The sequence below is a fragment of the Alkalibacterium iburiense genome, assembly GCF_039521845.1.
GTDB classification, from domain to species: Bacteria; Bacillota; Bacilli; order Lactobacillales; family Carnobacteriaceae_A; genus Alkalibacterium; species Alkalibacterium iburiense.
This window is the reverse complement of the sequence record NZ_BAAACW010000019.1, coordinates 21,354-34,336: the sequence shown is the minus strand read 5'-3', so window position 1 is coordinate 34,336 and position 12,983 is coordinate 21,354. Positions and strand designations below refer to the sequence as shown.

Annotated in this window: 11 protein-coding genes and 1 other annotated feature; of the genes, 10 read left to right on the top strand and 1 reads right to left on the bottom strand. The window is 37.9% G+C overall.

The annotated features are described in order from the left end of the window. Positions 1-168: 168 nt before the first annotated feature. The 7 genes from ABDZ53_RS01445 (at position 169) to dtd (ending at position 7,106) form a co-directional block, all read left to right on the top strand. Complete coding sequence (locus ABDZ53_RS01445) at positions 169-1,452, top strand: HlyC/CorC family transporter (RefSeq protein WP_343753242.1); 1,284 nt, start codon at positions 169-171, stop codon at positions 1,450-1,452. Next, positions 1,430-2,098, top strand: a complete 669-nt coding sequence (locus tag ABDZ53_RS01440) for a DNA-3-methyladenine glycosylase (RefSeq protein WP_343753240.1) — start codon at positions 1,430-1,432, stop codon at positions 2,096-2,098. The genes ABDZ53_RS01445 and ABDZ53_RS01440 overlap by 23 nt, the downstream gene beginning before the upstream one ends. A gap of 17 nt (positions 2,099-2,115) precedes the next feature. Then, entirely contained in the window at positions 2,116-2,667 is a 552-nt protein-coding gene (locus ABDZ53_RS01435; protein ID WP_343753238.1) for a DUF3013 family protein, read from the top strand. After that, positions 2,645-3,604, top strand: a complete 960-nt coding sequence (gene prmA, locus ABDZ53_RS01430) for a 50S ribosomal protein L11 methyltransferase (protein ID WP_343753236.1) — start codon at positions 2,645-2,647, stop codon at positions 3,602-3,604. Before ABDZ53_RS01435 ends, prmA begins: the two co-directional genes overlap by 23 nt. Positions 3,605-3,606: 2 nt before the next feature. Then, positions 3,607-4,275, top strand: coding sequence for a deoxyribose-phosphate aldolase (gene deoC, locus ABDZ53_RS01425; protein ID WP_343753234.1), 669 nt, complete (start codon positions 3,607-3,609; stop codon positions 4,273-4,275). Positions 4,276-4,421: 146 nt separating this feature from the next. Beyond that, positions 4,422-6,635: a RelA/SpoT family protein gene (locus ABDZ53_RS01420; protein ID WP_425541664.1), complete on the top strand. Its 2,214-nt coding sequence runs from the start codon at positions 4,422-4,424 to the stop codon at positions 6,633-6,635. A gap of 24 nt (positions 6,636-6,659) precedes the next feature. Continuing rightward, complete coding sequence (gene dtd, locus ABDZ53_RS01415; protein ID WP_343753231.1) at positions 6,660-7,106, top strand: D-aminoacyl-tRNA deacylase; 447 nt, start codon at positions 6,660-6,662, stop codon at positions 7,104-7,106. Positions 7,107-7,156: 50 nt separating this feature from the next. Here the strand turns inward: dtd and ABDZ53_RS01410 are convergent, their stop codons facing one another. Continuing rightward, entirely contained in the window at positions 7,157-8,494 is a 1,338-nt protein-coding gene (locus tag ABDZ53_RS01410; RefSeq protein WP_343753229.1) for an N-acetylmuramoyl-L-alanine amidase family protein, read from the bottom strand. Between the two features lie 189 nt (positions 8,495-8,683). Further along, positions 8,684-8,893: a binding site (T-box leader), on the top strand. 79 nt (positions 8,894-8,972) lie between these two features. Between ABDZ53_RS01410 and hisS the strand changes: the two genes are divergently transcribed. The 3 genes from hisS to ABDZ53_RS01395 are packed head-to-tail and all read left to right on the top strand — an operon-like array spanning position 8,973 to position 12,964. Continuing rightward, on the top strand, positions 8,973-10,280 hold the full coding sequence (gene hisS / locus ABDZ53_RS01405) for a histidine--tRNA ligase (protein WP_343753227.1): 1,308 nt from the start codon (positions 8,973-8,975) through the stop codon (positions 10,278-10,280). Position 10,281: 1 nt separating this feature from the next. Continuing rightward, positions 10,282-12,063 carry an aspartate--tRNA ligase gene (gene aspS, locus ABDZ53_RS01400; RefSeq protein ID WP_343753225.1) on the top strand — a complete coding sequence of 594 codons (1,782 nt, stop codon included), beginning with the start codon at positions 10,282-10,284 and terminating at the stop codon, positions 12,061-12,063. A gap of 1 nt (position 12,064) precedes the next feature. Next, a complete protein-coding gene (locus ABDZ53_RS01395) occupies positions 12,065-12,964 on the top strand; it encodes a deoxyribonuclease IV (RefSeq protein WP_343753223.1) in 900 nt (299 codons plus the stop codon). The last annotated feature ends 19 nt before the right edge of the window (positions 12,965-12,983 follow it).

The window sequence follows — 12,983 nt, the reverse complement described above, 5'->3', positions numbered from 1 at the left end:
AACTGTATACTTTTGAGCATTTCAAGTTGATTAAGTGCTTAAAATTATGGGGTTTTGACACCATAATCAGACTATTAATTATTATTAATTAATGACAAAAACCTGAAAATATGTGAATATGTGCTATAATTAAAAAGAATAATTAAGAAAGCAGGGATATTAAAAAAAATGGATAGTACTGATATAGGAAATATAATTACTTTTCTCATTCTCGTTCTTTTTTCAGCCTTCTTTTCTTCTTCAGAAACAGCCTTTACATCGGTTAATCGTATCAGACTAAAAAATGAAGTTGAAAAAGGTGATAAACAATCTAAAACTGCTCTTGAGCTGACAGATAAATTTGACTCTGTTTTATCCACTATTTTGATAGGTAATAATATAGTGAATATTGCTTCTTCATCTATCGCCACACTTTTATTCATAAAATGGTTTCCTGTTTACGGGCCTACTTTAGCGACAATAGTCACGACCATATTAATCTTAATTTTTGGAGAAATTACTCCTAAAAATATTGCTAAAGAAAAAAGTGAGACAGTGGCAAAGGGAGTCGCTCCAGTTATTAGATTTTTGATGTTTATTTTCACACCCTTCTTATGGGTTCTTCAAAAATGGAAAGTTATGACAGATAGGCTATTTCAATTAGAAGGAGAAGAGGTGATCAGTGAAGATGAGCTTCAATCCATTGTAGACGAAGCTGAAAGCGGAGGAAGTATTGAGGGACATGAACATCGTCTAGTAAAGTCTGCACTCGATTTTGACGATTTAGAAGTCTCTTCTATTTTGATGCCTAGAGTGGATGTTGTGGGCTGTGATATTGAAGCGACTGATGAAGAAATAGAGAAATTGTTTTTAACTCATAATTACTCTAGATTGGTTGTATATGATGATACAATCGATGATGTAGTAGGAGTGCTTCACGAAAAGGATTTTAACCGTTACTTAAGAGCGAAAAAAGAAACCGGTAGAAACTTATCTTTTTTAACCGTAATCAAGGAAGTCATATTTGTACCTCCTGTTATGAATCTTTCTAAATTACTTCAAACCATGCAAGTGAAAAAAATCCATATGGCTATTGTGACAGATGAACATGGTGGAACCATCGGAATTGCGACGATGGAAGATGTACTAGAAGAATTAGTTGGAGAGATTTGGGATGAATACGATGAAATCGAAGAGAAAGTAGAAGAGATTGTTCCTGGGACCCAATATAAAGTAAAAGGGACAGCAAATCTGGAAAAAATCTTCGAGATGTTTGGTATAGATGAAGCCGATAATTATATATCTAATACAGTAAGTGGCTTTGTCATTGAAGAATTAGGAAAGTTTGCTGAAGAAGGGGACGAGTTTGTTTTTCATAATATGAAAGTAACGGTCACCTTAGTCAGAAATAGAAGAGTATTGGAAATACAAATCGACTATGTCCCTTTAGATGAAGAAACAGAAGAAGAGTAAATGGAGTGAAGTTCACATTTCGACTATATTTTTTAAAGATCCCAATAAATCAACTGAAGACGTTGCAAAAGAATTGTTAGGCTGCTTGCTTGTTAAAGAAGTTAACGGAAAAATCACTTCGGGCTGGATTGTGGAAACCGAGGCTTATGTCGGAATAGAAGACCAGGCTAGTCATAGTTATGATGGCAAACATACTCCCCGTATGCAGGTCATGTACGATGAAGCAGGCATCATTTATATCTATCAGATGCATACTCATTATATGTTAAACATCGTCACTCGAGAAAAGGGTGATCCTCAAGCTGTTCTTATTCGTGCTATCGAACCTTTTGAAGGAAAAGACCTCATGGAGAAACGGAGAGGCAGAACAGGATTTGAATTAACTAATGGGCCGGGGAAGTTAACAAAGGCCTTGGGTATTACAAGAGATGATTATGAAACAGATAGCTTGACGCCTCCATTATTTATTGATCCAACAAAAAGGAAGTTTCCAAAAGTGGTTGAGACATCCAAACGCATTGGAATACCTAATAAAGGCAAATGGACCGATGCTTTGTTAAGATATACTGTGAAGGGCAATCCCTATGTATCCAGAAAAAAAGGAAAAGTAAGTGTGGATAACGGATGGGCGACTGCTTTTAATTAAACAAGGGGGTCATTCAGATGGCAGAAAGTTTGACAGATTATATTGATGCAGAGTTAAAAGAAGTATTACCCAATTTCAATTGGAAACTAGTCAAGGACACTAAGAAAAACTTAATTGAACTCTATGTTACTTTTCGTGTAGACACCGAAGAAGAGATTCAAGTTCAAGACTCACTCGGTCAAAATAATGATCCAGGATATGTTCAGTTTGAAGATGTGGTTTGCTTTTATGATCCAGCTTACTCGCATGTCAAACCACAAAACTATTTGGCTGCTATTGCTTTAGATGAACATACTGGGTTAGAAAAAGGATACGTGGATGCATTCTTAAGACAGTTAAATTTAGCAACCAAACAAGGAATGGTTGATCTTAGAGAATTTTTATTAGACGACTATGCTGGTGAATTTGAACTGAAATGGAATGAAAGAAATTTAGAGAGCTTCATTAAAACGATGAAAGATACGAATCGCTATAATGAAGAAAAATTGACAATGATGTTGGATGATGAAGAATCACTCATTGAAAAATTAACGAAGGGTGATGACAATGACGGAGTGGAAAGAGTTTAGCGTCACGATAAATAATGATGCTCAAGAAGCCGTATCGGCTATTTTTTCAGATCTTGGATCGTCAGGCGTGTCCATAGTCGATCGAAATGATTTTTTACATTTACCGGAATATGGATTTGATACCTTGTGGGAACTGGATGAGAATAAATTTCCCAAAGAAGGGGCCATTATAAAGGGTTATTTTACACAGCATGACGATTTGACTTATATCGAAAACGAACTGCGCAAGCGTATCAACAAACTACCAGAGTATGGAATCGACTTGACTCATTTTCATTTGGATGTCCTGGATGTGAAAGAAGAAGAATGGTCAAATGCCTGGAAAAAATATTACCATCCCGTTTCAGTGACACGTTTCTTGACCATTGTACCTCAGTGGGAAACTTATGAAAAAAAAGACTCTGACGAGCGTATCCTTTACCTGGATCCTGGGTTAGCCTTTGGGACCGGGACGCATCCGACTACTCAGTTGTGTATTCAGGCCTTAGAAATAAGTATCAGGAAAGAGGCAACGGTTTTTGACGTCGGAACAGGTTCAGGTGTTTTATCTATTGCCAGTGCTTTATACGGAGCAGGAAAAATTAATGCCTATGATTTGGATAATGTCGCTGTAACATCTGCGCGAGATAATATCCGTTTAAATGGATTAGAAGACGCTATAACAGTTGAAGCCAATAACTTACTTGAAGGCATAAAATCTAAAGCAGATATTATCGTAGCCAACATCTTAGCTGAAATCATTCTTCCATTTATACCTGATGCATATGCGCATTTAGAAGAGGATGGGTTATTTATCACATCTGGAATTATTTCAGATAAGAAAGATCAAGTGATAGAGGAACTAAAAAAGCACCAGTTTGACATTGTTCAAGTGAATCAGATGAACGACTGGGTTGCCATTATTGCTAGAAAACAAAATAAAGAAAACGAGGGATAAGAATGGAATCGATAGAAAAGTACATTGACCATACATTATTAAAACCAGAAGCAACAGACTTGCAGATACAACAAATTTGTATAGAGGCTAGAGAACATCATTTTAAAGCCGTGTGTATTAACCCATCATGGGTTAAATATGCTTCTGATATACTCAGTCAAACAGACGTGGCTATCTGTACGGTTATTGGATTTCCGCTAGGAGCAAACGCATCAAAAGTGAAAGCCTATGAGGCGAAACAAGCGGTAGCGGACGGTGCAGATGAAGTAGATATGGTTATCAATATTGGTGCGGTTAAGAGTGAAGACTATTCTTTAGTTTACCAAGATATTAAAGCCGTTGTCGATGCTGTTAAAGGTGAGGCGCTTGTTAAAGTCATCATCGAAACCAGTCTTTTAAGTGATAACGAAAAAGCACGAGCGTGTGAAGCCGCTAAGCGAGCAGGGGCTGACTTCGTTAAGACGTCAACTGGGTTCTCAACTGGTGGAGCGACTATTGAAGACGTGAAGTTGATGCGCCGTACAGTTGGACCAAAAATGGGCGTGAAAGCTTCAGGTGGCGTGCGAACGATAGAAGATGCCAAAGCCATGATTGAAGCAGGAGCAACACGTATAGGCACGTCTAACGGAGTAGCTTTAGTAGAAGGAAATGAAGCCACAGAGTCTTACTAGACTATAGGAGAACTCTTGAAGTATCGCCTTAAAAGCTTTATAATAAATATACGAAGTAACCAGCACTTTTATAGGTGCTGGTTTTCTTATCATTTACTCTATGAAAATAGCAACTATTCCGATTTAAAAGAATGAAGGTGAGTTAATTGGCACAAAAAACAGATTATACTTCAAAAGAAGTCATTGCACTCTGCTTATCTTATATGAGCAGCGAACACGTAGCTTTTGTAAAAAAGGCCTACGACTTTGCCAATGATGCCCATAAAAGTCAGATGAGAAAATCAGGCGAACCTTATATTATGCATCCTATTCAAGTAGCCGGTATATTAGCCGAGCTTAAAATGGATCCCGTTACCGTTGCTACAGGATTTTTACATGATGTTGTCGAAGATACAGATTATACCTATGCGGACTTAGCTGAGATATTTTCACCAGAAGTCGCTGATTTAGTGGATGGCGTAACCAAATTAGGTAAAATAAAATTTAAGTCAAAGCAAGAACACCAAGCGGAAAATCACCGTAAAATGCTATTAGCGATGGCTCAGGATGTGCGAGTAATCCTTGTCAAACTAGCAGACCGCCTGCACAATATGCGCACACTCAAGCATCATAAACCTGAAAAACAACGATCGATTGCTAAAGAAACCCTAGATATATATGCTCCACTTGCTGATCGATTAGGGATTAATAAAATGAAATGGGAATTAGAAGATACGTCTCTGCGCTATCTCAATCCTCAACAGTATTACCGCATCGTCCATTTAATGAACTCCCGAAGAGAAGACAGAGAACGCTATATAGAAGATGCCAAAAAAGCTATAGAAGAATCAGTCAAAGAATTGGGTGTAGAAGCTCAAATCACCGGACGCCCCAAGCATATTTATTCTATTTATAAAAAAATGAAAAGTCAGAAAAAGCAATTCAACGAGATTTATGATTTGCTGGCTATTCGTATCATTGTGGAATCAATCAAAGATTGCTATGCCGTTTTAGGAGCAATTCACACGAGATGGAAACCGATGCCTGGACGGTTTAAAGATTATATTGCTATGCCAAAATCTAATATGTATCAGTCTTTACACACAACTGTATTAGGACCGAATGCTACACCGCTTGAAGTGCAGATAAGAACGGTCCAAATGCATGAAGTAGCTGAATACGGGGTAGCTGCTCACTGGGCATACAAAGAAGGAATCACTCAACGAGTAGATAATGACCAACTGTCTGAGCATATTTCTTGGTTTAGAGACATATTGGAATTACAGAGTGAATCTAGAAATGCCAGTGATTTCATGGATTCCATTAAAGAAGATATCTTCAAAGATAAAGTGTATGTCTTTAGTCCTAAGGGAGATGTTATGGAACTCCCTTCAGGATCCAGCACGCTTGACTTTGCCTTTCATGTTCATACAGAAGTGGGAAGCAAGTCAATGGGAGCAAAGGTTAATGGGAAAATTGTTCCATTAAACTATAAGCTCAAAACTGGAGATATTGTGGAGATGTTAACCTCTCCTAACTCTTATGGACCTAGTCGAGACTGGCTTAATTATGTCAGTACGTCTAAAGCAAGAAATAAAATCAAACGGTTCTTTAAAACACAAGAACGTGAGAAAAATATAGAACGTGGAAAAGACATTTTAGAAAAATCTCTCATTGAGATGGAATTTAATCCAAAAGAATTTATAAAAAAAGAAAAAATTCTTAAAGTCGCTGAACGCTTTAACTTTAATACAGAAGATGACTTATTTGCCGCTATAGGTTACGGAGAGGTAAAAAGTACGACTGTTGCCAATCGCTTAACCGAAAAAGAAAGACGAGAGCGAGAAAAAGAACAGATTGTTTTAGATGAGTCTTCCAATACCATTGAGTTAAAGAACAAAAAAGAGCCTGAAAAGATGAAAATACGTCATGAAGGTGGCGTTGTTATTCAAGGAGCAGATAACCTGCTTATTCGATTAAGTAAGTGCTGTAATCCCGTTCCCGGAGATGAAATTATGGGATATATTACAAGGGGCAGAGGGGTGTCTATTCATCGGATAGACTGTCCAAACATCCAACAAACAGATGAAGAAGCCAATCGTTTAATTGAAGTTGAGTGGGAATCGACAGACTCCGACAAAGAATACAATGCAGAATTACAGGTCGAAGGATATGACCGATCCGGTTTCTTAAATGAAATCTTACAAGTGATTAATTCTCAGACAAATAAACTCAGTAATGTTAATGGGAGAGTCGATAAAACAGGGTTAGCGGTTATTCGAGTCACTATTAGCATATCCAACTTAAAAGAATTGGAACAGATTGTTGACAAAGTAAAAACAATACCGGATGTGTACTCTGTTAAACGAATTACTCAATAATATGAAAAAGCAAGGAGAATAAAGTTGAGAGCTATTATTCAACGTGTATCAGAAGCAAAAGTTGAAGTAGATAATGATATCACTGGAGAAATTAAAAAAGGGTTTCTCGTATTAATTGGGGTAGAGGATGCAGATACTGAAGAAGACTGTGACTATCTCGTTAGAAAAATTACGAATATGAGAATTTTTGAAGATGCTGATCAAAAAATGAATCTTTCTTTAAAAGATGTAGGAGGAGATTTGCTCTCTATTTCGCAATTCACCTTACATGCCAATACTAAAAAAGGGAATAGGCCAAGTTTTGTAGATGCGGCTAAACCTGATTTTGCCAATGAATTATATGAACAGTTTAATGAGAAAGTAAGATCAGAAGGAATTAATGTCGAAACGGGTGTCTTTGGCGCTCACATGAATGTGACTTTGACGAATGACGGACCGGTAACGATTGCTCTGGATTCTAAAAACAAATAAAAAGAAGGCTCACAGAGATGAAACATTCTCATGTGAGCCTTTTTTGTTGATTAAGGTGAAAAATAAGCAGCAAGAGCTTGATAGATGGCATCGGCCACAGTCTGTTGATACTGAGGTGTATGAACAAGCGTGATATCGTAATCATTATCTAAATAACCTAGCTCCAGTAAAATAGAAGGTTGAGCATTTTGTCTTAATACAAAGTAATTACCCTGTCTTACCCCATTATTGGGAAGAGGCCCCATTTGATGTAAATAGTGATTAATGGTATCGGCTAAATCTTTTTCATTTTGAGAATAATAATAAGTCGTTGTTCCACTCATAGTGTTCGGACTATCTAGCGCATCATAATGCAGACTTATAAAAGCATCCGCATTCACTTGATGAGCAGCATAGACTCGGTCGTTAAGGGTGATAAAGGTATCATCATTCCGTGTTAATATGACATTTGTTCCGGCGCTTCTCAAGCGCTCTGCTAATTTCACTGCCGTATTTAAGGCAATTTCTTTTTCGACCACTCCATTGGACGCTACGGCACCCGGATCATGCCCGCCATGTCCGGCGTCGATGACAATAGTGGCTTCAGATAAATTCACAGCATAATGGTTCGGGCTACTTACTTCCACTTGAGGGATGGCTTCGGTATTCTCACTCGACACTCTCTCCGTTACCCAACTAACCACATAACCAACCTGGCCTTCACTTAATTCAATTTCATACCAGTCGTCCACTTCGTTAGTAATAGTGAAGTCGGTGACTTCTCTTATCGTAGTGAGAATAGAAGAGTCGGTCGATGGATGGCTACGTATATTAGTGGGGTTGATTCCCACTCGTATTTTAGTATCATTCTCAGGTTCAGCAGCTACGACTGCCTGTTCACTTCTCTCAGGTAAAACAGTAATGTAATCAGAGTGTATCCAAGCCACTCTATTTTGATAAAGAATTTGTACCCAATCGTTTTCACGGTATAAAATCTGATATTCTTCATTTCTATAAACCGTTCCTAAAATGTCTGAATCAGTGGCAGAAAATTGTCTCACGTTAACTTCTGATCCCGTAATCTGTCCCATGATGGTGTTATCGATTGTGACTTCTTCATTTTCGACTAACCAGCTGGCCACCCAGCCAATCGTGTTTGATTGCAATCGGACTTTATACCACTCATTATCTTCTCCAAGAACGACTAGCTCATCGTCTTCATGCACTTGTGTAATGATTTCGTGAGACAGTCCTGGACCATAGCGGACATTTAACGTATCTGTTAAGACGGTTACTTTATTTTCATTAGCTAAGGCAACAATAGAAGTGAATAGGATAATCAGTGTACTTATAACAAATACTATAAATAACTGACGGCTATTTTTTTTATGTAAAATGCTGTCTTTCAATATAACCCCTCCTATCTTCTATGATTAATAGTATACCAGTTGACATAAGTTTTTAGCAATACTATTCGCACGCCTATGCATGAATTATACATTCTTTTCTCAGTTCATGCACATAGATATAAAAAAATGGGTGCGTGTTGACTTTCCTTCGACTTTCTAGTACTCTTAATCATAGAATAAAAAGAACATCAGTAGAGAATGACAAGGAATAGTAAATAAAGCTATTTATTAAAGAGAGAACCTTCCTGGCTGAAAAAGGTTTATAAATGATTTATTGAATGACACCTTGACTGTTTTGGTAAGGAAAATTACCACGTGTGAGCGTTATATCTATTAAGAGAAAGTCTAACTTTCTGAATTAAGGTGGCACCGCGTGTTTAAACCGAACACGTCCTTTTTCTATTCATATACGAATGGAAAAGGGCTTTTTTTATTTTATAGACTTATTACATACTCAATATAAAATGGAGGGCAGCACATGAATTATCAAAAACTAAAAGGAACAGTTGATATTTTGCCAGAGGAAGCATCCAAATGGCAGCATATCGAAGAAAGTGCACGTCGTATACTGAAGAGTTATCAGTTCAAAGAAATAAGAACACCTTTGTTTGAAAAATTTGATCTATTTGCTAGAGGAGTAGGGGAAACAAGTGATATTGTGTCCAAGGAGATGTATGACTTCAAGGATAAGGGTAATCGTCACGTTGCCTTACGTCCAGAAGGAACAGCTGGGATTGTAAGAGCCTACGTTGAAAATAAACTTTATGGACCTGAATACCATAAACCAATGAAGTTATACTATTTTGGTCCCATGTTTCGTTACGAGAGACCCCAAAGTGGAAGACAGCGTCAATTTAATCAGCTAGGAGTCGAAGTATTCGGGAGTGATAATCCGTCAGTGGATGTCGAAACCATGCTTTTGGCTATGGATCTGTTTAAGCACTTTGATTTAACGGATTTAAAATTAGTGATTAACTCACTCGGCAGTACGGAATCCAGAAAAGAGTACAGAGAAGCTCTTATTTCCTTCTTGGAGCCTCATTTTGATGAGTTAAGTGCCGATTCTCAAACTCGCTTATATAAAAATCCTTTACGTGTGCTGGACAGTAAAGATAAGAAGGATAAAGAGATTGTAAAAGACGCGCCTTCTATACTCGAATACCTTGATGAAAAATCACGCATACATTTTGAGAAAGTTCAATCGATGCTGAATGCATTAGGTATTCCGTATGAAATAGATACAAACATGGTAAGAGGCTTAGATTACTATAATGATACTATTTTTGAAATTATTTCTACCCATCCTAAATTTGGCGCGAATGCGACTGTTTGTGCTGGCGGAAGGTATGACAGCCTAGTAAAAGAAGTAGGAGGGCCGGATACACCTGCCTTTGGTTTCGGTTTTGGACTAGAACGTCTCCTTCTCATGCTCGAGCAGTCTCAGTACGATTATCCTAATGTTCAAACACTCGATGCTTATATAGTAACGATTGGAGATCAAGTGAATGAAGAAGCGACTCGTCTGGCCTATCATTTAAGAAAAAATGGTTTGTCTACAGAAAGAGAATTTATGAACAGAAAGCCAGGAAAACAGTTTAAAACTGCAGACAAATTGAATGCTCCTTTTGTCTTTACCTTAGGGGAAGAAGAATTGGCCGAGAGAAAAGTTCAAGTGAAACATTTAGAAACAGGTTTACAGAAGCAAATCAATTTAGACGAGTTATATGATGATTTTTCGACTGTATTTAATTCAGTACAAACTACATTAACTAAAAAGGAAGAGTAATATGAAACGAACACTTTATTGTGGAAACGTAAGAAAAGAACACGTTTATTCAACTGTTACAGTGATGGGGTGGGTTCAGAAGAGACGTGACCTCGGTGGCATGATTTTTATTGATTTAAGAGACAGAGAAGGCATCGTACAGGTTGTTTTCAATGAAAACGAAAGTGAAGAAGCTTTAAGTATAGCTGAAACGATTCGTTCTGAATTTGTCATTGCGATTGAAGGAAAAGTCATCCCTAGACAAGAAGGTCAGACTAATAGTGACCTGCCTACCGGTGATATTGAAATCATCGCTCAAACTGTAAAAATATTGAATAAATCGAAGACACCTGTTTTTGATATTGACGATAAGAAAGAAATTTCGGATGATTTGCGTTTGAAGCATCGCTATTTAGATTTAAGACGTCCTAAAATGCAAAAGAATATGAAGATGCGTCACCAAGTCAAGAAAGTCATGAGAGACTTTTTAGATGACCATGGCTTTTTAGATATTGAAACACCTTATCTAACGAAGTCTACTCCTGAAGGGGCGCGTGACTATCTTGTTCCCGCTCGAACAAACCAGGGGAAATTCTTTGCTTTGCCGCAATCTCCGCAGCTCTTTAAGCAGTTACTCATGAGTTCAGGTTATGACCGTTATTATCAGATTGTCCGTTGTTTCCGTGATGAAGATTTAAGAGGAGACAGACAACCTGAATTTACACAGTTGGATATTGAAACAAGCTTTACTAGCAAAGAAGAAATCCAAGATCTTATGGAAGAGATGTTAGTCTCTATTGCTCAAACAGTTAAAGGCGTCAATATTCCGACACCTTTCCCTAGACTCACTTATCATGAAGCGATGGAGCGATTTGGAAGTGACAAACCGGACCTACGTTTTGAAATGGAATTAAAAGATATGAATGAGATAGCTAAACAAACTGACTTTAAGGTGTTTTCTTCTACAGTAGAAAACGGGGGAATGGTAAAAGGTCTAACAGTTAAAGGAGCAGCTGATTCTTTCACACGAAAAAACATTGATGGATTAGAAGCAATAGCTAAAGTATACGGAGCCAAAGGTCTGGCTTGGATGAAAGTAACCGAAGAAGGATTAACCGGCCCTATCTCTAAATTCTTTAAAGAAGAGCCGTTGCAAACGAACCTGCTTGAAGCAATGGATGCAGAAGCAGGAGACTTGTTAGTCTTTGTAGCAGACCAAGCTAAAGTTGTATATGATGCGCTTGGAGCTTTAAGAAATCACCTTGCAAAAGAATTAGAACTTTACGATGAGGACGAACTATCCTTTGTCTGGATTGTTGAATGGCCACTTCTTGAATACGATGAAGAGGAAGGACGCTATAATGCGGCTCATCATCCATTCACTATGCCGGTGGAGGAAGACATTCCTCTCCTATCTACTGAACCTGAAAAAGCCATGGCTAATGCCTATGACATTGTATTAAACGGGTACGAAATTGGCGGAGGATCCATGCGTATCCATCAGAGAGAATTACAAGAAGAGATGTTGGCTGCTTTAGGCTTTACTAAAGAGCAAGCTCATGAACAATTTGGATTCTTATTAGACGCTCTTGATTATGGTTTCCCTCCACATGGTGGTATTGCATTTGGTTTAGACCGCTTAGTTATGATATTGGCTAAGGAAGACAACATTAGAGAAGTTATTGCATTCCCTAAAAATGGGAAGGCAGTTGATCCTCTTACAAACGCGCCTTCCAGCGTCTCGCAAGCCCAATTGGATGAGTTGCATTTAGAATTACAAAAGAATGACAAAACGGAGGATTAGAATGGTTTTATTAGGTTCACATGTGTCAATGAAAGGAAAAGATATGTTACTAGGGGCAGCAGAAGAAGCGAAGTCCTATAATGCGTCTACTTTCATGATTTATACTGGAGCCCCTCAAAACACTAGGCGAAAAGCCATTGAAGAGTTAAATATCGAAGCTGGACAGGCTTTTATGAATGAACATGATATCAATGTTTCCGATATAGTTGTCCATGCTCCTTATATTATCAATTTAGGAAATACGATAAAAACAGAAAACTTTGCTTTCGCTGTTGAATTTATGAAAGAAGAAATTAGACGAGCTGAAGCCCTAGGGGCAACTCAAATGACTATGCATCCGGGTGCGCACGTTGGAGCTGGTCCGGATGCGGCTATTGATCAAATTGCCCAAGGATTAAACGAAATCCTTCATGAAGACCAGACTTTGCAAATCGCGCTGGAAACGATGGCCGGTAAGGGGACTGAAATTGGGCGCAGCTTTGAAGAGTTGGCTCAAATCATTGAAAAAGTGGAATTAAAAGATAAGGTGTCTGTCACATTAGACACTTGTCACATTCATGATGCCGGCTACCAAGTCAGAGATGATTTCGATGGAGTCTTAAAATCATTCGATGACATTATCGGTCTGGATAAATTAAAAGTTATCCATGTGAATGATTCCAAAAACCCTCAGGGTTCAGGTAAAGACAGACATGCGAATATTGGTTTTGGGTATATTGGTTTTGAAGCTTTGAATCATGTGGTTCATCATCCTCAATTAGCTCACTTGCCGAAGATTTTAGAAACGCCATTTGTTGGAGAAGATAAAAAGAATAAGAAAGCACCTTACAAGCATGAAATAGCGATGCTTAAAGACAGAACATTTAATCCGTCTCTTTTAGAAGAGATTATGAACGGCTAAAAAATAGTAATCAGCGATA

Bases quoted from the DNA above. Each gene is read 5' to 3' on its own strand.
- ABDZ53_RS01445 (WP_343753242.1), top strand. From the start codon at position 169: ATGGATAGTACTGATATAGGAAATATAATTACTTTTCTCATTCTCGTT.
- ABDZ53_RS01440 (WP_343753240.1), top strand. From the start codon at position 1,430: ATGAAGAAACAGAAGAAGAGTAAATGGAGTGAAGTTCACATTTCGACT.
- ABDZ53_RS01435 (WP_343753238.1), top strand. From the start codon at position 2,116: ATGGCAGAAAGTTTGACAGATTATATTGATGCAGAGTTAAAAGAAGTA.
- prmA (WP_343753236.1), top strand. From the start codon at position 2,645: ATGACGGAGTGGAAAGAGTTTAGCGTCACGATAAATAATGATGCTCAA.
- deoC (WP_343753234.1), top strand. From the start codon at position 3,607: ATGGAATCGATAGAAAAGTACATTGACCATACATTATTAAAACCAGAA.
- hisS (WP_343753227.1), top strand. From the start codon at position 8,973: ATGAATTATCAAAAACTAAAAGGAACAGTTGATATTTTGCCAGAGGAA.
- aspS (WP_343753225.1), top strand. From the start codon at position 10,282: ATGAAACGAACACTTTATTGTGGAAACGTAAGAAAAGAACACGTTTAT.
- ABDZ53_RS01395 (WP_343753223.1), top strand. From the start codon at position 12,065: ATGGTTTTATTAGGTTCACATGTGTCAATGAAAGGAAAAGATATGTTA.